This window comes from Priestia sp. YIM B13486 (genome assembly GCF_042787865.1).
GTDB classification, from domain to species: Bacteria; Bacillota; Bacilli; order Bacillales; family Bacillaceae_H; genus Priestia; species Priestia megaterium.
Genome location: NZ_JBHZOZ010000003.1, coordinates 144,423 through 164,338 on the forward strand (window position 1 = coordinate 144,423; position 19,916 = coordinate 164,338).

Consider the following 19,916-nt stretch of genomic DNA (forward strand, 5'->3'; position numbering starts at 1 on the left):
CTTCTCCTTGTATCGCATAGAGAAGGCTCTTTTTATGATTCAATCATTTATCCCATTCCCTGTATTTGCTATCTTTGATTCTGTATGTTACGATTAAGTTAATTATTTTTGTTCGGTATAAGATTGAGAGAAGAGAAATGTCTTCCATAGAATTTTTTATCTTAAGATAGTATGGTTGGACAAGGGTAGTAATACAAGCGTGGAGTATTCCACACCAGGAGGCAACAATTATGGAACAAGGTACAGTGAAATGGTTTAATGCAGACAAAGGCTTCGGCTTTATCGAAATTGAAGGCGGAGACGATGTATTCGTACATTTCAGCTCTATTCAAGGTGAAGGCTTTAAATCATTAGAAGAAGGTCAAAAAGTAACGTTTGACATCGAACAAGGCCAACGTGGAGCACAAGCTGCTAACGTTCATAAAGTAGCATAATTAAAACTAAAAAAGACTCCACATAGGGGTCTTTTTGCTTTGGATTTTAATAATTTAAAAAGATTACGTAAAAAATAAGTAGAGACATTGGAGACAGAATGCTATCAAAGCAGAGCTACCTATATGTAAAATCCCGTGTCCCAAAAAATAGAAAAAACCCCCTTATGGTTATAGAACTGTATACTTTAGGAGTACATATACGCCTGAAGGTCTCAAAAATAACTATCCTTCGCTGGATTAACACATTATATTTCCCGATAAATAAAGTTAAAAATTTGATTATTTTTGATACGAGAGAGGATGAGGAATATGAGTATAAGCTTATTTTCCAATGGAGAAATTGTAAATATAAAAGCATCTAATGAAAAAGTGATCATCTTAAAAAGCCATTACGTAAAAAATATGAAAAGATACTCTTATACAGTGGATAAATATCCAAGTACGTTTTTCTTTGAAGAAGAATTAATGAAACATGAATAAATATTGATTTATAGTTTGGATTTTGCCTATACTGTGCTATACTGAATTTACCATTTGTATTACCGATTACTATTTTTGTATTAATAAGCCCTATTCCTCGGTGGATAGGGTTTTATTATGACCTTTTCAAGGAAATGAAAAAGACAGACTCCATGGAGTCTGTCTTTTTATATTTATGATGGCTTACGCTTTTTGAACGTTAGAAGCTTGAGGGCCGCGTTGACCTTGTTCTACGTCAAATGTAACTGCTTGACCTTCGTCTAAAGATTTGAAGCCTTCGCTTTGGATTGCTGAGAAATGTACAAATACATCGTCTCCGTTTTCGCGTTCGATGAATCCAAAACCTTTTTCTGCGTTAAACCATTTTACTTTACCTTGTTCCATAATTGTTGCCTCCTAGTGTGACACGCACACATTGTATTACTATCCTTGCTCAAATCTATAGACGAAAGTTATGTAACTTATCAATCTTTGCCGAACAAAAATAATTCTTCTTAAACTTAACAGAAATAGGGACTTATTGCAAGGATAGAGTCTGTACAGCTAGAAGTTCTCTTTTATCTATGTTTGCACTATGTGAGCTAAAAAACGATACGTAAGCCTCCTTAGTTCAAATAAAGAGAATGTTTGTGGTACACTTAAATAGTAAAAAACATTTAAAAGTGAGGAATTATATGAACACAACTAAAAAACATCACAGGCCTAAGCGGCTAAAAATTGCTTTCCGAGCATTAATGGTCATTATCGGAGGAATTATTGCAGCTTACGGCTTAGAAACTGTCTTAATTCCAAACCATGTTTCAGATGGAGGGGTAACAGGGATTAGCATCGTCGCTTCAAACCTATTTGGCTTGCCGCTTGGGGTTCTCATCGCCGTTATCAACATTCCTTTTGTATGGTTAGGATATCAACAAATTGGGAAAAGCTTTGCCATATTTTCCATCCTCGGAATTGTCTCATTAGCTGTCGGTACTAGCCTCATGCATCACACTCCAGCAATTATTGAAGGAGATACACTACTCGTAACCGTTGTTGGCGGTATTATCCTTGGGTTTGGAATGGGAATTGCACTTCGTAACGGCGGGGCCTTAGATGGCATCGATATGCTGGCCGTGCTGCTTTCTCGAAAACTGCCGTTTGGAACAAGTGATCTTATTTTGTTCTTAAATGCATTTGTATTTATTTTCGTTTCATTAGTATTTGGTCTGCAAGGCGCGATTCTTTCTGCAATTGCATACTTTATTGCATCCAAAGTTATTCACATCGTAGAAGTAGGGCTAAGCGGATCGAAAACCTTCCAGATTATCACTTCTCAGCCTGCGTTAATGGTAGAGACAATACGTGATCGTTTAGGTCGAAGCGCTACATACAAAGAAGCTTACGGCGGTTATTCTCATGAGAAATTTAAGGAAATCACATGCGTAATCAACCGCTTGGAAGAAAGCAAAATGAAAGAAATTATCAACGAAATTGACCCGACGGCTTTTGTTACGGTATATGATGTAGCGGAAGTTAAAGGCGGTAATTTCAGAAAGAATAATATTCACTAAGTACACGAATCACTATATTTGTACGAACACTCTACAATAATCCACTTTTAGGCGGGGGTGTAGAGATAAGAAAAGCAGCGTGATGTTTTACATCCGCTGCTTTTTCGTATCATAAAATCCATTTGCCACAAGCCGCCTGTTATATAGCTAACTTGCTCAGCGGAGGTTTTTAAAACGTGATACTTTGAAAAAGTGAAGCGGTCAGAATTAAAGTAGATAGGGTACCTGCAGACATTAATGTGAGGATTTTTCCTTTGTTTTTCTTCTTTGAAGATTTGAGCATTTTTTGTGATACAGCATTCCCTATTATAATAGAAGCAATTGCTACTAGTAAAAGCCACATATGATTTCCTTCTTTGTTAATGAATAAACAGAAAAAATCTCTGAACATAAAAGAACAGAGATTCAACAGAATGATGGTTCTTATATAATACAAAGGATGACTTTTCCTGTCTCAGAAAGGTCATCTTTATCGTACCATCACCAAGGACTCGGCGCTGTGCGTTTTCTCACAGCGGGGGAAGAAAAAATCTGCTATTGTATAGAGGTCGGAGTAAACTTTCTTGATTATGTACGCTTCTTTCATATGTATCGAACCTGCTGATCTCAGTCAGCAGTTTTTTTTTATGTTATCACTTAGTTTTCATCTTTAAGCGGAAAAGGCCGGTTAATCTTTATGGACAAATAGACTTTATACCATTTTACCTATACGTAAAATAGGTTAAAATAAAGAGGTGAGGCATGGAGAGAAAAGAGTTAAATAAGAGGTGCGTAACATTATAATCACAATTTATCTTACAGGGTTATGACGGTGATTATACTAAATGGTGAACGTTGAAAGGGGATACATAGTTTTGAACACAAAATATCTAGATTTACTTGCACAAAAGTATGATACGGAAGAAAAAGTGGTAACCGAAATTATTAACCTTGAAGCTATTCTTCATCTGCCAAAAGGGACCGAGCATTTTGTCAGCGATTTACACGGCGAGTATCAAGCCTTTCAGCACGTGCTGCGAAACGGTTCGGGGAATGTAAAAGAGAAAATTAAAGATCTTTTTAAAAACGTATTATCTGACAAAGAAATCAATGAATTTGCGACATTAGTCTATTACCCTGAAGAAAAATTACCGTTGATCAAAGCACAGTTTCGAAACAAAAAGGAACTCTATCAATGGTATACAGAAATCATTGATCGTATGCTTAATCTTATTTCGTACGCTTCTTCTAAATACACGCGTTCTAAACTGCGTAAAGCATTGCCAAATCAATTTGTGTACATTATTGAAGAACTGCTATATAAAACGGATGAATTTACAAATAAAGAGCAGTACTACACGAAGATTGTTCAGCAGATTATCTCTTTAGGACAGGCTGATAAGCTTATCGTAGGCCTTGCTTATACAACACAAAGGTTGGTTGTTGACCATCTGCACGTAGTAGGGGATATTTATGACCGTGGACCTGAACCGGATAAAATTATGGATACGCTGATTAACTATCACTCCGTTGATATTCAGTGGGGAAATCACGATGTGCTATGGCTAGGCGCTTTTGCGGGTTCGAAAGTGTGTCTTGCCAATATTATTCGTATCTGCGCAAGATACGACAATCTAGATATTATTGAAGATGTATATGGCATTAACTTGAGACCGTTGCTTAACCTGGCGGAGAAATACTATGATGATAATCCTGCTTTTAGACCAAAAGTAAGCTCGAGTGACAAACTATCCGATCACGAGCGACTACAAATTACGAAAATTCATCAGGCCATTGCGATGATTCAATTCAAGCTTGAAAGTCCGATTATAAAAAGACGTCCTTTCTTTAATATGTCGGAAAGGCTGTTGCTTGAAAAAATTGATTATGATAAAAATGAAATTACGATATACGGAAACACGTATCCGCTAGAAAACAGCTGCTTTGCAACGGTTAATCCGGCGCAGCCTGATCAGCTATTAGAAGAAGAAGAGCAGGTAATGGAAAGACTGCTGCTTTCTGTGCAGCATTCGGAAAAGCTGGCGAGACATATGAAGTTTCTTATGAAAAAAGGCAACCTTTATTTGAAATACAACGGAAACTTATTAATACACGGCTGCATTCCTTTAGATGAAGAAGGAAACATGGAAAAAATGACGATTGAAGATAAAACGTATGCAGGCCGCAACTTGCTTGATGTGTTTGAACATTATTTACAAGAGGCTTTTGCACATCCTGAAGAAACGGATGATTTGGCAACAGATATGGTCTGGTACCTATGGACAGGAGAATATTCATCACTCTTTGGGAAACGTGCAATGACCACGTTTGAAAGATATTTTATCAGTGATAAAACAACGCATAAAGAGAAGAAGAATCCGTATTATTACTTACGGGAAAATGAGGAAGTCTGCCGAAACATCCTGGAAGAATTTAATCTAAATCCTGATCATGGTCATATTATTAATGGTCATACGCCAGTCAAAGAAATTGAAGGAGAAAACCCGGTCAAAGCAAATGGAAAGATGATTGTCATTGACGGCGGTTTTTCAAAAGCGTATCAATCCACAACAGGTATCGCTGGCTACACGTTATTATATAATTCTTACGGCATGCAGCTAGTCGCTCATAAACACTTTAATTCAAAAGAAGAGATTTTATTAGAAGGAACGGACGTCTTATCCGTAAAGCGATTGGTTGACAAAGAACTAGAAAGAAAAATGGTTTTAGAAACAAATGTCGGAGAAGAATTGTTAAAAGAAATTTCTATTTTAAAAGATTTACGAAAATATCGCTATAGTTAAAGATAAAAAAAGAGCAGTATGCCTCTGGGGCTCCTGCTCTTTTCTTATTTAGTGGTACTACACCGTCATTTCCCAGCTTGACATTGCCAGCCAGTTCTCTTGTTCACGATAATCGGGCATAATTTTCCCGACAAGACGCCAAAACGACCGGTCGTGATTCATGTGAACCATGTGGCACATTTCATGAACGACTACGTAATCAATGACGTGCTGCGGTGCCATTGCCAGCCGCCAGTTAAAGGTTAGCTGACGCTTGGAATCACACGTGCCCCACGCTTTTTTGCTATCCGAAATCGAAATGGAGCGCGGCTTTGTTTTAAAATGTTTTTGATAGGAGGAGATACTCTTGGTTACTAGCGCTTTACATTGTTGATAGTAAAAGCGTTTGAGCGCTTGTTTTATCGCTTCATCGTCGTGCTGATTGACATAAATCTGAAGCGTGTTCGCTTCAAACACTACAGAATCCTTTGTAATGGTCGAATCGTGATGAATCTGTATCGGATAGTTTTTTCCTACATACAAAAAGCGTTCTCCGTGTTCATAGACTTTTTTCTTTGGTCCATGCGTTCTATCTTTCATTTCGTTTATTTTTTGCTGAATCAATGCCCAGTTGTTCTCTAATAACATCCGTACTTGTTCAGTAGACGTTCCTTTAGGAGCAAGGACTTCGACCGTTCCGTATCCGTCTACTTTAATCGCAAAAGAACTTCGATTTTTATATCGTATTTCATAATGGATACTCTGATTTGAAAAAGTGTGTATCATTTTATCCTCTATATTGTACGGTTAAGCCTCTTAGGAATTTTCGTGCAAAATTCTCTTTGCACGGTTTGTAATTTTTGTGGCCTTTTTTTCGTAATAAAGCACCTAATTCTGCTTTAGATACACGTATGCCACCGTCGTCGAATACTTCTAACATCTCTTCACTGGTTAGGGACAAAGCAATTTTTACTTTCTTTAATAAGACGTTATACATATTTTGATTGCTTTGAACCGGCGCTGGAGGTGCTTGCCCTGGTTTAGGGTCTTGTTCTCCTCTTTTAAAGGTAATAAAACCGTTTAAAAAAGAATCTAACATATTGTTACTGCACGTGATGTGTTCGTCCTCATGAACTGCATCCTCGTCTTCTTCGTCCGGCGTTCTCGTAAGGATCTTTAATACGTCTTCTTTTGTTACGTCTACTCCGCCAAGATTAAAGATCTCTACCATTTCTGTATTTTTTAAATCCAAGGCATATCGTAATCTAATTAAAATATCGTTATTATCCATTCTTGCTCCTCCTATAACTTGCTTGCTGTATGTAAAAATCATGACTGCCACAATCTGAACGAACTTGGTCAATATCAGTACAATTATAGTAACAGGTTCCGCTGGAATTCTAGGTTATTCCATTCATTTCTACAAACATATAACTTCTCATATTTATCAGCCTTCGTCAACTCTTGAAAAAGAACGATTTGCTCATATTATGCCCGAACAGACTCTTTACCATAACAAAAATTAGGCGCCGCAGTCTGCTAAAGGAAGCAGAAGCAGCTTTATTTTTTTAAGAACGGATAGGACAATTTTTGAAGTTGGCGGATCCCTTTGTGCTGCTAGAATGATATATCTTACTAAATAAATAGTTTTACGTATTTATTAAGTATGTAATTAGGAGTATGATAGTAGTAAAAAAAGAAAGAGGTCAACAGATGAATTCAACATACTCACCAAGAGAATCAACCAAAATCAAAGCTTTATCTATGCATGCACTTTTTATCGCACTGACGTTTGTAGCGACAATGTTTATCAACATCAAGCTTCCAATCATGGGTAACGGAGGCCTCATCCATTTAGGCAACGTTCCTCTTTTTATAGCAGCCTTTATTTACGGCAAAAAGACAGGAGCCATCGCCGGGGCTTTTGGAATGGGGTTATTCGACCTCATCTCCGGCTGGACAGCATGGGCGCCGTTTACGTTTATTATCGTAGGGGCAATGGGCTTTTTAGCAGGTCTTATCTCAGAAAAAGCACCTGGTAAAAGAGCACTTGTGAACACACTGGCAGTTGCTGCTGCGCTGATTGTAAAAATCGTAGGCTACTATTTTGCCGAAGTGATTCTTTATCATAACTGGATCCTTCCGCTTGGCTCTATACCGGGGAATGTGATGCAAGTTGTTATCGCTGGTATCATCGTCGTTCCGCTTGTAGGACGCTTAAAGAACAGAGCTGTACAGATTTAATCGCTTAATTGTAAGTCGTTTTACCATTATCCTATCCTTAAGTGATATACTTGATAGATATTCATCAAGTGAAAGGAGCGGAAAACACCATGAAATATTTAAAATCACAGATGAAACAGCTCATTAAAGACAATCAGGAACTGCAAGGTAAGCTGAATGGACTGATGAAAGAGCACAGCCTTGAAAAAAACTTTGCTCTTAAAGCTCTGTACCATGCAGAAGTGGCTGAAGGCGGGAAATATCAGCTTGCCTATCAAGCATTAGACGCACCGAAAAAGTAATGGCCTTGTTGCTCATTCGTATATTTCTTCATTATAAAAAGGCAGCCGAATCGCATATTTGGCTGTCTTTTTTAGCAAGTAGAATAACATAGTATTATGTTGGCTTTTGCACAACTTCTTTCTAACTGCTTAAATCTTGATAAATAGGGTATTAAAAAATAAATGCTACCGATCGTTCTAATTATATAAGAAAAGAGGAAAATAGCGATGACCGTATCTGTTTTAGAACAAGCAAAAGTAGAATTACCGAATGGAGAAACAGTAAATTACCGAATGAAAAAAGGCGGAAAAGAGGTACTTTTGTTAATTCACGGAAACATGAACTCTTCCCTTAACTGGGATGTGTTAATGAATGAACTTCCAGAACATATCACAGCTTATGCGATCGATTTAAGAGGATTTGGAGACTCCACTTATCATACACCTATCCACACAATCAAAGACTTATCAGATGATGTCAAACTGTTTGCGGATGCTTTAAAGTTGTCTGCTTTTACAATAAGCGGGTGGTCATTAGGAGGAGCAGTTGCTATGCAATATGTGATTGATCATCCGAATGATGCCAAAAATTTAATTCTCTTAAGCTCCGTCAACATTAAAGGCTACCCCATTCCAAGAAGAACGTTCCTAGAACTGCCTATTCCTAACAACTTTATACAAACCAAAGAAGAAGTAAAAGAAGCATTTAGAATGGTAGAAAACGCAAAAGAAACAAAAAACACATGGTTTTTAAAAATGATGCTGCGTCAATTTTTATATACAAAAAATAAGCCGTCTGCTGATCAATTTGAAACATATTTAGAAGGAACGATCAAGCAGCGAAATTTAATTGATATCAATTACGCACTCATGAGATTTAATATTTCAAACGATTTTAATGGTGTTGTGGAAGGGACAGGAGAGGTGGAAAAAATTACGATTCCTACTATGGTTATTCAAGGCGATGAAGATAAGATGGTTTCCACAAGAGATGCATCTGACATCGCGAAAGGCATAGGGGAAAACGCGACGTTAAAAATTATGAAAGGCGTAGGTCACTGCCCGTTGCTGGATGATTTAAGCAGTTTAATGGACTTATACAACGCTAATTTAAGCAGGGCTTAGAAAAAGTGAGATTTTTGCTGCTAACAGAAGTTTTATTATTGCTAGATGCAGCATGTTCTAAATTAACAATGAGAAAAGCCCTCTATTTTTTGAGAAGGCAGACAACTAGTAAGAAAACAATCAAAAAAACGTAAGGTCTTTTGAAGATGCTTACGTTTTTTATTGATGACACTTATCAAATTTAATGCTGTTTTTCAAAATAAAGAAACAGATTGGTAATCCATTTTGATAGCAGTATCACACCCAGATAAAATACAAATAAATAACCGTAAGTAGCCCATTCATGCAGCTGAAAAAAGCCAATCCCTGTTAATAGCGGTTTGAAAATAAAAGCAAAAAACAAACAAAGAACAGTTGCATATACATAGTAATTTTTATGATGGTTAATTGTCCATTGATAAAGAAGCATAAAAGAGACAGGAATAAGCGAAGCATCTAGGCTAAAGCTTACGGGTATGATTGTGTTGATTTGGTAAGGATACGTCCACAGCCCGTTATAAACTCCAGCGGTGTCACTATAGTGAAACCAAACGTGCACGTTAAATCCATAAAACCCTAAGTGAAAGGCTTTTTTTCGATCAATTAAAAAATAGAGAATGACTAAAGGTAAAATGAAAGCCCCCAAGGTAACCCAAAACTGCCAAGAGCCTGGAGTGGAGTATTGCTGCCAGTATTCAGCCCACGTTTTGGCTAGATTTTCTTGTATGCTATGTATTTTTTTAAGGTATTCCTGTTGGTTTGGTGTCAATGTAATCCATCCTTTTTAAGTAAGCAAAATTTCGTTACTTTTAAAATGCCCTTTTCTTAAGTTTTGGATACCTTTCCCTGTTGAGTTGTTTGTATTTTTCTGCACGTAAAACGATGTACGTATTTGGGGTGATCTGCATACTTACGTCAGTTTTGCTGCTCGGAGAGGCCGTTTATCAGCTCATCATCTAAAAATAAAAAGCAGTTACAGCGACTGATTTTTTCCATTTTTATGAAACTTTTAGCGCAGTTTTTACGTATAAAAGGTAGCAATAAAATAGTAGAAAAAAGGAGTGGTTTTTTGTCTGAAGAAAAGAAAAAGACAGATTATCTAGGAATGGGGTTAGGGATGGGCGTTGCGATGGGGGCTTCTCTCGGTATGCTTATGGATAATATTGGGTTCGGCATTGCGGTCGGCACGGCAATAAATCAAAGGAACAAAAAGGAATAAAGTTTTGAAAGAAGGAGTTCAGAATGAAGTATTTTGACGAAGCAAAAGAACTATGGTTAAACTATGTCCCGAGAAATGGGCAGTCGGATATCGTAGAAGGAGAAGTCATCCGGGCCATTGAAAAGCTTCGCTGTGAAGCTCAAGGCAACGGAAATGCCAATTGGGACGGCGGATTTAAGATGCTGGTGCTATATATACTAGACGTATTGAATGATCCGGACGTATTCAGCACAGCTATGTTAGCCGAAATAAAAGCCGATGTTCACACCTTGCTCACTTCGACAGAAGATCCGTATTTAGAAGACGACGTATACGATCGTTTGACGGACTGCGTCATTGAGTGGCATATAGCCAAAGGCGGACCTATCAAACGAGAAAAAAATCCTCAATTGTATAGATAAACGTGAGAAAGGAGCTGTTTTAAACAAGCTCTTCTTTTTTTGAGTTTCTGAAGCTTTATTTAACAAACATGTATCTAATTGCATTATGTGCTAAATAAATACATATAAAAAAGCAGCGGTTTACATCGCAGCAGTGTAGCATAAGCTTCTTAAAAAATCCATTCATAGATGGTTAAATGTTTGCTGACCTCCATAAAAAGTTTATAACTGACGCTGTTGCAAACACGTATAGTATTATATCTTTTACTAAATAAGAGATAAAGGAGAAGCGCCGATGTATATTCCAAAGTATTTTAAAGTGAATGAGGCACAAATAATGTATGAATTTATTGAAGACAATGGATTTGCCACTTTGTTTTCGTATCATAATGAAAAGCCTTATGCTACTCATTTGCCCCTGATGTTAAACCGGAAAGAAAAAGCTTTATATGGACATTTTGCTCGTCCGAATCTGCAGTGGAAAGATGCTGAAAATCAAGAAATTTTAGTTGTTTTTCAAGGGCCTCACTGTTATATTTCACCGTCTTGGTATGAAACGAATCAAGCTGTACCAACATGGAATTATGAAGCTGTTCACGTGTATGGCACCATGAAAGTGATTGAAGCACCAACAGAACTGCTTGGGCTGCTGAGGAAGATGGTGGAGAAATATGAAAGCCCGAGCAGTACATATACACTAAATGACGTTGATCCTGCTTATATGAATGGTTTAAGTAAAGGAATCATTGGGTTTAAAATCGACATCAGCAAAATGGAAGGCAAACAAAAGATAAGTCAAAATCATTCAGTCGAAAGACAGCAGTTAGTCATAGAAAAATTAGAGCAGACGTCTCGTGAAAATGAAACAAAAATTGCGGAGCTGATGAAGCAAAATGTGCAGCGCGTGCTTAAAAAGTAACCGCTGTTGGAAAAGATCAGCAGTTTGTTAAAGGGAAGATAAAGAGAAACTAACTATGTGTTTAGTTTCTTTTTATGTTCACAACATTTTCTTGTTATTGACAAACAGGCTGTATATCCTTTAATATTATCTTTAATTAAAGATAATTAAATTAAAGATAATTTTAGTGGAAGTTAAAAAATTTATATATTATGAAAAGAGGCGGAGCAGATGGAATTGTTAGGGTTGCATCATGTATCTATTTTGACGGGGAAAGCTGAGAAAAACTATCAGTTTTTCACCAAAGTTTTAGGCATGCGATTAGTAAAAAAAACGGTGAATCAAGATAACACTCAGTCTTACCACTTGTTTTATGCAGATGGAGAAGGGACGCCAGGAACGGAAGTAACGTTTTTTGATATTCCGGGGCTTGCAAGAACGCATCAAGGTGCATCTGACATTTCGACTGTTTCGCTTCGCGTTAAAAGTACGGATTCTTTACACTTTTGGAAAGAGCGCTTTGAGCAGTATGGAGTGGAATATGAAGAAATAGCTAAACGAGCTAATCGTGATACGTTAGCATTTAAAGATTATGAAGGTACACGTTTGCTTCTTGTCGCGGACAACGGTGAAAAAGGGGTAAGAGCAGGCGTGCCGTGGAAGCGCGAAGACATTCCATTAGAACATGCGATTATCGGCTTAGGACCGGTCACGCTAACGGTGGGTACGTCAGAACCAACTGTTGACGTACTGACAAATATTATGGGATTTCGCTACGTGGGTTCTTATCCATCTCTTGCAGGAGATCATAGAGATATTTTGGTTTATGCAACAGGTGAAGGCGGAAGCGGAGCCGAAGTCCATATTGAAACGAGACCTGATTTGCCGAAAGTTCGCTTAGGGCGCGGTGGCGTTCATCACGTTGCATTCCGTGTTCCAAATGAAGAAGAATACAATAAGTGGGCAGCTCGATTAAATGAAAACAGCCTGCCGAATTCCGGTAAAGTAGAACGATACTATTTCAAAGCACTTTATTTCAGAGAACCAAACGGCATTTTATTTGAATTATCAACGGACACACCTGGATTTGCGACCGATGAACCGCTTGAAACGATGGGCCAAACATTAGCCCTGCCGCCATTTTTAGAGCCGAAGCGCAAAGAAATCGAAGAAAAGCTGAGACCGCTAGATTTGGATGAAACGCTATAGAATTCTGAAGGTGCCTACCGCCTATTAAGACATGAAAAAACTCCAGTATTTATACTGGAGTTTTTTAGGTTAACACTCATTGTGCCAGAAACCGCAACCACATGCACCAATAATAATGAGTAAAATAAACAGTACGATGATAATGGCAAAACCATTACATCCGTGGTGAGGAACGCCATATCCACATTCAGGAACCATATATCCATAGTCCGGCATTGAATACCCGCAGTGTGGAATCATGTGCTCATAAGCAGGAGCTGTATAGGCGTGGTGAGCCATAGCAGGTGAGAATGGCATATTTTCATTAGAACTAAAAGGTGCGTTTACGTTATTATGCATTTTGATATCTTCCCTTCATTTATAAAACTTTTATAAAGCTTTGATAACTTATTCATATGTTCCAAGGTCCTTATATGAAGCTTATTCACAGCCCAATTATGGTTGATTAACTATATTTTATGGTGAATGGAAATGAAGCAGTGAGTTTTACGATGCTTGTGGTCTTATAAGTTATGTCAGAAGGGAAGGGGTTTACCTGTTTTTGATTGTATACTGCTGTTTATAGAACGGGTTATGATGAACGTTTTGATTTTCTTAATTCTATATCGTATACGTACCCAAGCTTTCGATGGTTCATAACGTCTTCAGGGGTTGTATTCCAAGGGTACATCGGATCTCTAAAGTTTTGACCAAATGGCCCGTTTTTCATCGGCTGATAGTTTTGATTACGATGAACAATTTGCCATACAGCCCAAATACGATCCACATTTGCGTGGTGTAAAAAGAAGACAGGATCATTCGGAGCAGTAGGTACAACGCCCATCTGTCCGCCAACCCAACGGTGTACGCGATTGTGAAGCTGTGGCCCGTTAATAAATCCTTCAAGCTGATTACGAAAGCTGTTTTGGCTGGTCATATCCCAAGGCGGCGTATCATACTGAGTTATTTTTAAAGCATTGAGAACATCATCTCGAGTAGGGAGTGTAGGTGCCTCTTTCGTTGCTCCAAAATTACGTTTTAGCCCGCCGGAAGGATTTCCTTGTTCATCGATCGGCGTCCAGCGCCCAGCTGCAAACGGACCGGTGTCGACGATAAAATCTTTTTTAGGATTTCCGTTTCCGCCCATAAAATCTGCACTCCAAATTTTTGATTGTGATGGATCTTGCATCTGTGCATCCGTTTCCCATTCCCAATAAGGAAGGGTTACTTCTGAATTGATTGACTGAAGGTCATGCTCGAATCGTAAAAGGTATTCACGATGCCATGGCAAAAAAGCAGAACTCATATGTGCTGCATTTCGATCGCTGCCCGGAGGCGTATGAAATTTACCCGCTGCACCATGCCACGCTATATAGCGGTCATATATCCCTTTTTCCTTTAGTATTAGCACGGTACGAACAAAATCTCTTTTTTCCATGTCGGTAAGATGTAATACGTTTTTTCTAACTCTGTACTTGTTACTCATTTGTAACCTCTTTCTAAAAAAAGAAGCAAGGGGCTGTTTCTTTTTTATATTTAGAATATGTCCAAGAGGTAAAAGTGCTACTGTAAATTTACAGAGACTTTTTTAAAGGTGTAAATCATAAATAGAGGTAAAATAAAAAAAGCAGGCATGCGCCTGCTTTTATTAACTGCATTATTATTAATGACCAATTGGATACATGGTCGTTACGCTGTAGTCGTAGTCTTTGCCTCTGTAGTCAGTATATACAACTCTAACTTCTTGGTTTAAAGAACTAATATACTTTTCTTTAACGTAGTTGCCAGATTTATTGTTGGTGCCGTCTTCGCCTTCGTTGATGACTTCTTCAGCAACAGACATCGCTTGTTTTTCATTTAAATACTTGCTGAATTGGCTTTTACCTTGATAATTGTTAACGCCTGGTTTTTGCATATGCGCGACAATGTGGCAATATCCATATTTATCATTTCCTTCTTGTAAGACAAGTTCTTTGCCGGTAAATAATCTGTCGCTTTGAGTCTCTGCAGAGCATTGGTTGCTTGATGTAGTGTCCGGTGTGCTACTCGATGTACTGCTTGAATTTTCATGCTGCTGAATGAGGGAAATGGGCGAATTGTTGGTAAATACAGCGATGAGGGCAATAACAAGTGCCACAATAGTGTATAGTATTTTGCTGTTTTTAAAAAAATCCATTCCTTTATGCGTCTCCTTTTTGAATCAACGTTAAAATCAAATCGACTTTCTTTTCTAGCTGATCAATTAAGTTTTGTTTTACTTGTTCTGATTGTAATAAAGCGCTTCTTAGTTCGTCCATATCTTTTTGCATATACGCACGGTTTTCTTTTTCTTGCTGCAGCTCCTTTTGAAGAGCGTGTATCGTGGACAGCAATTCTTTATCTTGGTTCATTTCTGCGTTCACCGCCTCTGTGTTGATAAAAAGCAACTTATGCCCACTATATAAAATACCACTATCTCCGCTGTAAATCGACTATTTGGATAGGAAATGAGTCCTCCCGGGTAAGGTTTTAGCAGGATATTGCTAGTTGAGAGGAGAATAGTATGGTTTACCGTAGATAGATAAGCTGCGCAGAAAAGAGGGAAGAAAATGTTTCCAGAATTAGAGACAAAACGGCTGATATTAAGAAAAATTGTAGAAGATGATGCCGGTGAGATTTTAAAATGCTTTTCTGATGAAGAGGTTCTGCGCTATTACGGGCAAAAACCTTTAGAATCGATCAACCAAGTGAAGGAGATCATTAAGAATTTTTCTAAAGGATACGAAGAAAAACAATTGATTAAATGGGGGATTCAGCTAAAAGGAAAAGAAAAGCTGATTGGAACAATAGGGTTTCAAGAGTGGTCTTCTGAGCATAAGAAAGCAAAAGTAAGCTATGCTCTTTTTCCGGAGTATTGGAACAAAGGATACGCAACAGAAGCCGTTCATGAAGCGATTTCTTATGGCTTCAACGAACTTCAATACAATCGTATAGGAGCGATTGTATTTACGCAAAATAGTGGATCTATCGCCTTGTTGAGCAAATTAGGATTTAAAAAGGAAGGGACGCTAAGAGAGTACCTGTTCCAAAACGGCATCCCGTTTGATACATATGTTTATTCGCTGCTGCGCGGGGACGCAAAGCTATAATGGCAAGCATAAAAAAAAGGAACACGGGGAGGTGTTCCTTTTTTTATGCTTATATTTGTTATTAGAACGTACGTGCAGCTTCTTTAGCGCGAGCAATGCCGTCTTCTTTAATTTCTTGTGCTTTATCTGGCATTGCAGCCTGTCCTTCTACAAATAGGCTTCCGATAGAAGGAACGCCGAAGAAGTTCATCATAATGCGCATATAGCGGTGACCCATCTCTAATTCACCAGCAGGGCCGCGAGAGTAGATACCGCCGTTTGCTTGAATATGATACGCTTTTTTATCTGTTAATAGACCTACAGAACCTTCTGCTGTATATTTGAATGATTTTCCAGCTACTGCTACAGCATCTAAGTATGCTTTCATCACTGGTGGGAATGAGAAGTTCCACATTGGTGTAACAAATACATATTTGTCCGCTTGAGCAAATTGGTCACTTAACTCGTTTAAACGAGCAACTTTGCGCTGTTCTTCAGGAGTAAGCGCGTCAAATTCTGCGCCGCTTCCAAGTTTGCCCCATCCGCTGAATACATCGCCGTCGATGTGAGGGATATGTTCTTGATATAAATTAACGTAAACAATCTCATCCGTTGGGTTCACTTCTTTATACTCATTAATAAATGCGTCTCCCGCAGCCATACTGAATGATTGCGTAGCATCGTTAGGGTTTGCTGTAATATATAATACTTTTGCCATAATTCTTTTCACCTTTCTGTCTTCAATATATAAATGTTGTTTCATGAATTAAAGATAATATGTTCGAAAACATCTACTACGTTATTAATAGTAACTTACGTAACAAATTTAGTCAAAGGTTTTTTATTGGGTTTTATCATATTCACAAACGTTTTTAAGAATATTACGCTTTTGGGTTTTGTAGCTAAACCCTTTAAAAACAAAGGTTTTTTTCATTTTAAAGCGTTATTTTAAACGTTATTCATTTAGAGGAACTATCTTTTTTGAACGTAGATAATTAAAAAATAAAAAAGAAAAATCGTGTATTTTTGCTTCGTGCGTTATTAATAGTAACAAAAAATAACAGCGTTTTATCTTTCCTTTAAATCTATTTTCAGCGTAAAACGAGCAGGAAGGTGATCATTATTTCAAGGGAAATATAAGGGAGGGAAGAGAAAAGAAAAAGACCTCGATCTGCTTCGAGGTCTTTTTCTTTTCTCTTGAATTTAAAACGTTTTGGCCATTGAATGGGCTTTTTGGAGTGCTTTTTCTTTAATTTGCGGAATTTGATCCGGGAATTTTACTTGCCCTTCGATAATAATGCTTTCAAACGCTTCGATTCCAAAGAAGTCCATCATAATTTCTAAATAGCGGTGGCCCATTTCTCTTGCCATTTCAGGGCCTTCTGAATACACGTCTCCGCGAGATTGAATGTGAATCGCTTTTTTTCCTTTAAGCAATCCCTGAGCGCCTTCTTTTGTATATGTAAAGGTTTTACCTGACACGGTAATCGCATCAATGTACGTTTTCATAATCGCAGGAACAGAGAAATTCCACATTGGCGTGACAAAAATATATTTGTCAGCGAGTACGAACTGTCCGCCTAGTTCGGCTAATCGTCCCACTTTTAATCGTTCATCCGTTGATAAATCCTGGATGGAAGAGTGAGAACGAAGCTTTTTCCAGCCGTTAAATACGTCTGCATCTAAGTATGGAATATCTGCTTGATATAAATCTAAATGAACCACATCATCTTCTGGATGTGTTTGCTTATATACGTCTATAAATTCTTTCCCCACAGCCATGCTAAGTGATTCGTCTTCACCTAAAGGGTGTGCAGTAATATAGAGAACATTTGCCATGATGCTCATCCTTTCTATGGAGTAGTTTTATTAATCTTGCACCCAGCTTTCTGCCCACTGGCTAATCGGCCCTAATATTTTACCTAACTCCGTTCCTTTTTGAGTCAGCGAATATTCAGAACGAATAGGGCGGTCCGGAATGACATTTCGGACAACAATTCCGTGGTCTTCAAGCTCTTTAATTCGTTCTGTCAAAAGCCTTCTGCTTAAGGCTGGTATACTTTCATTTAATTCACTAAAGCGTTTAGGACCGCTCATAAGCACATAAATGATTAATCCTGTCCACTTCTTGCCAATCAGTTCGAAACTTTTTTCTACTTTAGGTTGAATATCTTTTGGTTCGTCCATATTACGTATCCTCCTTCAAACAATATGGATGAAAAATAACTTATGCATTTATTGTAACAGAAAAAGCATAAAAACATGTGGAAACTTTGGGTGAAGCAGGGTGAAATGAATAATTTCACTAGTATTTGTACCTTGCTTTTCACTTCTTGAAAACTTTTCACACATAGGCTTGTCACAGCATACGATGTACGAATTCATTTTAAGAAAAGGTGGTATGGTCATGGCAGGAGTTATTAACATCTGTAACACGAGAATTAATGGTATGGCGAGAAACGGATCGATGAATTTTGGAGAAGTTCTGCACAACGGACACACAGCGGATGTTAAATCTGTTGGAATCAACTCAACATATGGAGACATTTCAGCTGCTTGTGCGCGAATGAAAAATACAAATATGGATGCAGATATATTTGATCAAACCGCTGTTGCGAATATTGATGGGGTATATGGAAATCAGCTATAAAAGGGAGCTGCTTATAACGTATGAAGTTGTAAGCAGCTTTTTTATGCTGAGAAGTAGAACACTTATTTATGATAAGAGAATGTGTTTCTAATTCAATAGAATGATCTACTAAAGTTCCCGAATCTATTATATACGCCTTTTCTAAAAAAAATTATGTATTGTACAAGCACCCGGTCATTTATTGAATAGTATATAGAGGAAAAACAAAGAAAGGATGATTAAAATAAACTTATACGATTCCTATTACAACCGTTCCGATGGAAAATACTATATTAAAAAGAAAAAAAAGAGTCCAAATCCCTTAAAAGAGACCAAAAATAAAATAAATAAAGCAGACCATTCATTATATAGTATGAGTATAAAAAATAATCATAAACAACCTATTAAAGTGAGTATTATTATGCCTACTTATAATAAATACCACCAAACCTCTCTTTCGCTTTACGGTTTATCTAAACAAACGTTTCCCCACGCTCAGTATGAAGTCATTCTAGTGGATGACGCTTCTTCTGACAACACACCTAACATTGTAAAAGAAGCTGATGTCCCGTTTAAATTTAAATATATTCGCATGAAAAAAAATAAAGGGCGCTCATCTGTGCGCAATATAGGAATTAACCATGCTGAAGGAGATCTTTTAATCTTTTTAGATGGGGAGATGCTAGCTCCTCCTGCTTTTATTGAAAATCACTATAAACATCATGTGCATGAATCCGATTTTGTGGTTACCGGAGCTATGCATTATGAAGGAGTCTACACGTTTATTATGCCAGACTATAATGAAGATCAAATGGCGCACTTAAAAGAACTGGTCGGAAGGGATCCTGAGTATAGAAGATTGTATGAAAACTATGAACAAACGAAGCAGCATTCAAACGTTCCTTGTCCTCTTGTAACAAAAGAAGATATTGATACAAACCGTTTTCAACGTTTATCATTTCCTAATCGTTATTTCCTTAACAGCGGGCTAAAACATTTCGGAGAGCGACTTGAGGGATTTACGCTACCTTATATCGCATTTTTAAGTGGAAATGTATCAGTAAGAAAAGCGCAATTAAAGAAATCCGGCTATTTTGATGAGACTTTTGTCGGCTACGGGGCAGAAGACTGGGAGCTTGGATATCGTTTATATAAGAATGGTGCACAATTTGTTTTAGATTCCTCTACGGTTGCTTATCACCAAGAACACGGTATGTCTAAGCGAAAAGTAAAAGAACAGTGGGGAAATCACTATCGCTTCGTTAAAAAACATCCCAATATAGACGTTCTTATCCTCTCTCTTGAATGGAAAGAGCTTCCGTTTATGCATATGCATCAAACATTAGTTGAATATAAAGCGCTGGAGAAGCGTTTTCCTGATGAATATAAGGAATTTAAACATGCTTTTCGCGTCATGCTGTTTAGAATCATTGAATATTTAAATAGTGGCCAGCCCGTGACGAAACTTTACGATCTCCCAGGAGGATCAGAGGAAAGAATAAAAATTATTCAGCAGTTCGAAACACTGCGGCCTCGCGGATTTGACTACTTGGCGAGTTCTTTTGAACAAATCTATTACCTATAGCAGCATTGTATGCAGAAAAAGATATAACATCATCTCTTAAAAATTATCTCACCGTAAAAGCCCCTCAGCTTACACC

At 37.7% G+C, this 19,916-nt stretch carries 25 protein-coding genes; 14 read left to right on the plus strand and 11 right to left on the minus strand.

Annotated features, from left to right (window positions below; genetic code table 11):
- Window positions 1-230: 230 nt before the first annotated feature.
- Together ACFX4G_RS08860 and ACFX4G_RS08865 are read left to right on the plus strand one after the other, a co-directional pair.
- On the plus strand, window positions 231-434 hold the full coding sequence (locus ACFX4G_RS08860) for a cold-shock protein (RefSeq protein WP_013056405.1): 204 nt from the start codon (window positions 231-233) through the stop codon (window positions 432-434).
- A 309-nt stretch (window positions 435-743) separates the two neighbouring features.
- Entirely contained in the window at window positions 744-914 is a 171-nt protein-coding gene (locus ACFX4G_RS08865; RefSeq protein ID WP_169305199.1) for a hypothetical protein, read from the plus strand.
- Between the two features lie 183 nt (window positions 915-1,097).
- Here ACFX4G_RS08865 and ACFX4G_RS08870 read toward each other — a convergent pair whose 3' ends face one another.
- On the minus strand, window positions 1,098-1,298 hold the full coding sequence (locus ACFX4G_RS08870) for a cold-shock protein (protein ID WP_013058096.1): 201 nt from the start codon (window positions 1,296-1,298) through the stop codon (window positions 1,098-1,100).
- A 290-nt stretch (window positions 1,299-1,588) separates the two neighbouring features.
- Here ACFX4G_RS08870 and ACFX4G_RS08875 point away from each other — a divergent pair, with 290 nt between their 5' ends.
- Both ACFX4G_RS08875 and fbp read left to right on the plus strand, forming a co-directional pair.
- Entirely contained in the window at window positions 1,589-2,464 is an 876-nt protein-coding gene (locus ACFX4G_RS08875) for a YitT family protein (RefSeq protein ID WP_013058095.1), read from the plus strand.
- Window positions 2,465-3,318: 854 nt separating this feature from the next.
- On the plus strand, window positions 3,319-5,247 hold the full coding sequence (gene fbp / locus ACFX4G_RS08880; RefSeq protein WP_013058093.1) for a fructose-1,6-bisphosphatase: 1,929 nt from the start codon (window positions 3,319-3,321) through the stop codon (window positions 5,245-5,247).
- Window positions 5,248-5,304: 57 nt separating this feature from the next.
- On the opposite strand, the gene ACFX4G_RS08885 is transcribed toward fbp, so the two are convergent.
- Window positions 5,305-6,012, minus strand: a complete 708-nt coding sequence (locus ACFX4G_RS08885; protein WP_043981286.1) for a M48 family metallopeptidase — start codon at window positions 6,010-6,012, stop codon at window positions 5,305-5,307.
- A gap of 1 nt (window position 6,013) precedes the next feature.
- The gene (locus ACFX4G_RS08890; protein ID WP_043981287.1) at window positions 6,014-6,517 is read right to left on the minus strand and encodes a YehS family protein; all 504 of its coding nucleotides are present in this window, start codon (window positions 6,515-6,517) and stop codon (window positions 6,014-6,016) included.
- A 422-nt stretch (window positions 6,518-6,939) separates the two neighbouring features.
- On the opposite strand from ACFX4G_RS08890, the gene ACFX4G_RS08895 reads away from it, so the two are divergent.
- From ACFX4G_RS08895 to phaZ, 3 genes are all read left to right on the plus strand, one after another.
- A complete protein-coding gene (locus tag ACFX4G_RS08895) occupies window positions 6,940-7,470 on the plus strand; it encodes an ECF transporter S component (RefSeq protein WP_097822870.1) in 531 nt (176 codons plus the stop codon).
- Window positions 7,471-7,559: 89 nt separating this feature from the next.
- A complete protein-coding gene (locus ACFX4G_RS08900; protein WP_013058089.1) occupies window positions 7,560-7,751 on the plus strand; it encodes a hypothetical protein in 192 nt (63 codons plus the stop codon).
- A 207-nt stretch (window positions 7,752-7,958) separates the two neighbouring features.
- Window positions 7,959-8,855, plus strand: a complete 897-nt coding sequence (gene phaZ / locus ACFX4G_RS08905) for an intracellular short-chain-length polyhydroxyalkanoate depolymerase (protein ID WP_043981288.1) — start codon at window positions 7,959-7,961, stop codon at window positions 8,853-8,855.
- Window positions 8,856-9,036: 181 nt separating this feature from the next.
- Here the strand turns inward: phaZ and ACFX4G_RS08910 are convergent, their stop codons facing one another.
- Entirely contained in the window at window positions 9,037-9,603 is a 567-nt protein-coding gene (locus tag ACFX4G_RS08910; protein ID WP_013084105.1) for a CBO0543 family protein, read from the minus strand.
- A gap of 300 nt (window positions 9,604-9,903) precedes the next feature.
- Between ACFX4G_RS08910 and ACFX4G_RS08915 the strand changes: the two genes are divergently transcribed.
- The 4 genes from ACFX4G_RS08915 to ACFX4G_RS08930 all read left to right on the plus strand — a co-directional run bounded on the left by ACFX4G_RS08915 (window position 9,904) and on the right by ACFX4G_RS08930 (window position 12,540).
- Window positions 9,904-10,053 carry a glycine zipper domain-containing protein gene (locus ACFX4G_RS08915; RefSeq protein ID WP_377574134.1) on the plus strand — a complete coding sequence of 50 codons (150 nt, stop codon included), beginning with the start codon at window positions 9,904-9,906 and terminating at the stop codon, window positions 10,051-10,053.
- Window positions 10,054-10,076: 23 nt separating this feature from the next.
- Window positions 10,077-10,454 carry a hypothetical protein gene (locus tag ACFX4G_RS08920; RefSeq protein ID WP_097822867.1) on the plus strand — a complete coding sequence of 126 codons (378 nt, stop codon included), beginning with the start codon at window positions 10,077-10,079 and terminating at the stop codon, window positions 10,452-10,454.
- A 274-nt stretch (window positions 10,455-10,728) separates the two neighbouring features.
- Window positions 10,729-11,352, plus strand: coding sequence for an FMN-binding negative transcriptional regulator (locus ACFX4G_RS08925; RefSeq protein ID WP_377574138.1), 624 nt, complete (start codon window positions 10,729-10,731; stop codon window positions 11,350-11,352).
- 210 nt (window positions 11,353-11,562) lie between these two features.
- Window positions 11,563-12,540 (plus strand): ring-cleaving dioxygenase, encoded by a 978-nt coding sequence (locus ACFX4G_RS08930; protein ID WP_377574141.1) that lies wholly within the window; start codon window positions 11,563-11,565, stop codon window positions 12,538-12,540.
- Window positions 12,541-12,609: 69 nt separating this feature from the next.
- Here ACFX4G_RS08930 and ACFX4G_RS08935 read toward each other — a convergent pair whose 3' ends face one another.
- The 4 genes from ACFX4G_RS08935 to ACFX4G_RS08950 all read right to left on the minus strand — a co-directional run bounded on the left by ACFX4G_RS08935 (window position 12,610) and on the right by ACFX4G_RS08950 (window position 14,909).
- Window positions 12,610-12,879, minus strand: coding sequence for a YjcZ family sporulation protein (locus tag ACFX4G_RS08935; protein ID WP_043981292.1), 270 nt, complete (start codon window positions 12,877-12,879; stop codon window positions 12,610-12,612).
- A 232-nt stretch (window positions 12,880-13,111) separates the two neighbouring features.
- Window positions 13,112-14,005: a tyrosinase family protein gene (locus ACFX4G_RS08940; RefSeq protein WP_377574144.1), complete on the minus strand. Its 894-nt coding sequence runs from the start codon at window positions 14,003-14,005 to the stop codon at window positions 13,112-13,114.
- Between the two features lie 177 nt (window positions 14,006-14,182).
- On the minus strand, window positions 14,183-14,695 hold the full coding sequence (locus tag ACFX4G_RS08945; protein WP_097822863.1) for a hypothetical protein: 513 nt from the start codon (window positions 14,693-14,695) through the stop codon (window positions 14,183-14,185).
- Between the two features lie 4 nt (window positions 14,696-14,699).
- Entirely contained in the window at window positions 14,700-14,909 is a 210-nt protein-coding gene (locus tag ACFX4G_RS08950; protein ID WP_014459119.1) for a hypothetical protein, read from the minus strand.
- Between the two features lie 198 nt (window positions 14,910-15,107).
- Here ACFX4G_RS08950 and ACFX4G_RS08955 point away from each other — a divergent pair, with 198 nt between their 5' ends.
- Complete coding sequence (locus tag ACFX4G_RS08955; protein WP_097822862.1) at window positions 15,108-15,647, plus strand: GNAT family N-acetyltransferase; 540 nt, start codon at window positions 15,108-15,110, stop codon at window positions 15,645-15,647.
- 61 nt (window positions 15,648-15,708) lie between these two features.
- Here the strand turns inward: ACFX4G_RS08955 and ACFX4G_RS08960 are convergent, their stop codons facing one another.
- The 3 genes from ACFX4G_RS08960 to ACFX4G_RS08970 all read right to left on the minus strand — a co-directional run bounded on the left by ACFX4G_RS08960 (window position 15,709) and on the right by ACFX4G_RS08970 (window position 17,813).
- On the minus strand, window positions 15,709-16,344 hold the full coding sequence (locus ACFX4G_RS08960) for an FMN-dependent NADH-azoreductase (protein WP_377574147.1): 636 nt from the start codon (window positions 16,342-16,344) through the stop codon (window positions 15,709-15,711).
- A 485-nt stretch (window positions 16,345-16,829) separates the two neighbouring features.
- Window positions 16,830-17,465, minus strand: a complete 636-nt coding sequence (locus tag ACFX4G_RS08965; RefSeq protein ID WP_377574150.1) for an FMN-dependent NADH-azoreductase — start codon at window positions 17,463-17,465, stop codon at window positions 16,830-16,832.
- Between the two features lie 30 nt (window positions 17,466-17,495).
- Window positions 17,496-17,813 (minus strand): winged helix-turn-helix transcriptional regulator, encoded by a 318-nt coding sequence (locus tag ACFX4G_RS08970; RefSeq protein ID WP_013058076.1) that lies wholly within the window; start codon window positions 17,811-17,813, stop codon window positions 17,496-17,498.
- Window positions 17,814-18,033: 220 nt separating this feature from the next.
- Between ACFX4G_RS08970 and ACFX4G_RS08975 the strand changes: the two genes are divergently transcribed.
- Entirely contained in the window at window positions 18,034-18,276 is a 243-nt protein-coding gene (locus ACFX4G_RS08975; RefSeq protein WP_013084095.1) for a spore germination protein, read from the plus strand.
- A gap of 214 nt (window positions 18,277-18,490) precedes the next feature.
- A complete protein-coding gene (locus ACFX4G_RS08980; protein ID WP_377574153.1) occupies window positions 18,491-19,840 on the plus strand; it encodes a glycosyltransferase family 2 protein in 1,350 nt (449 codons plus the stop codon).
- Window positions 19,841-19,916: the final 76 nt, after the last annotated feature.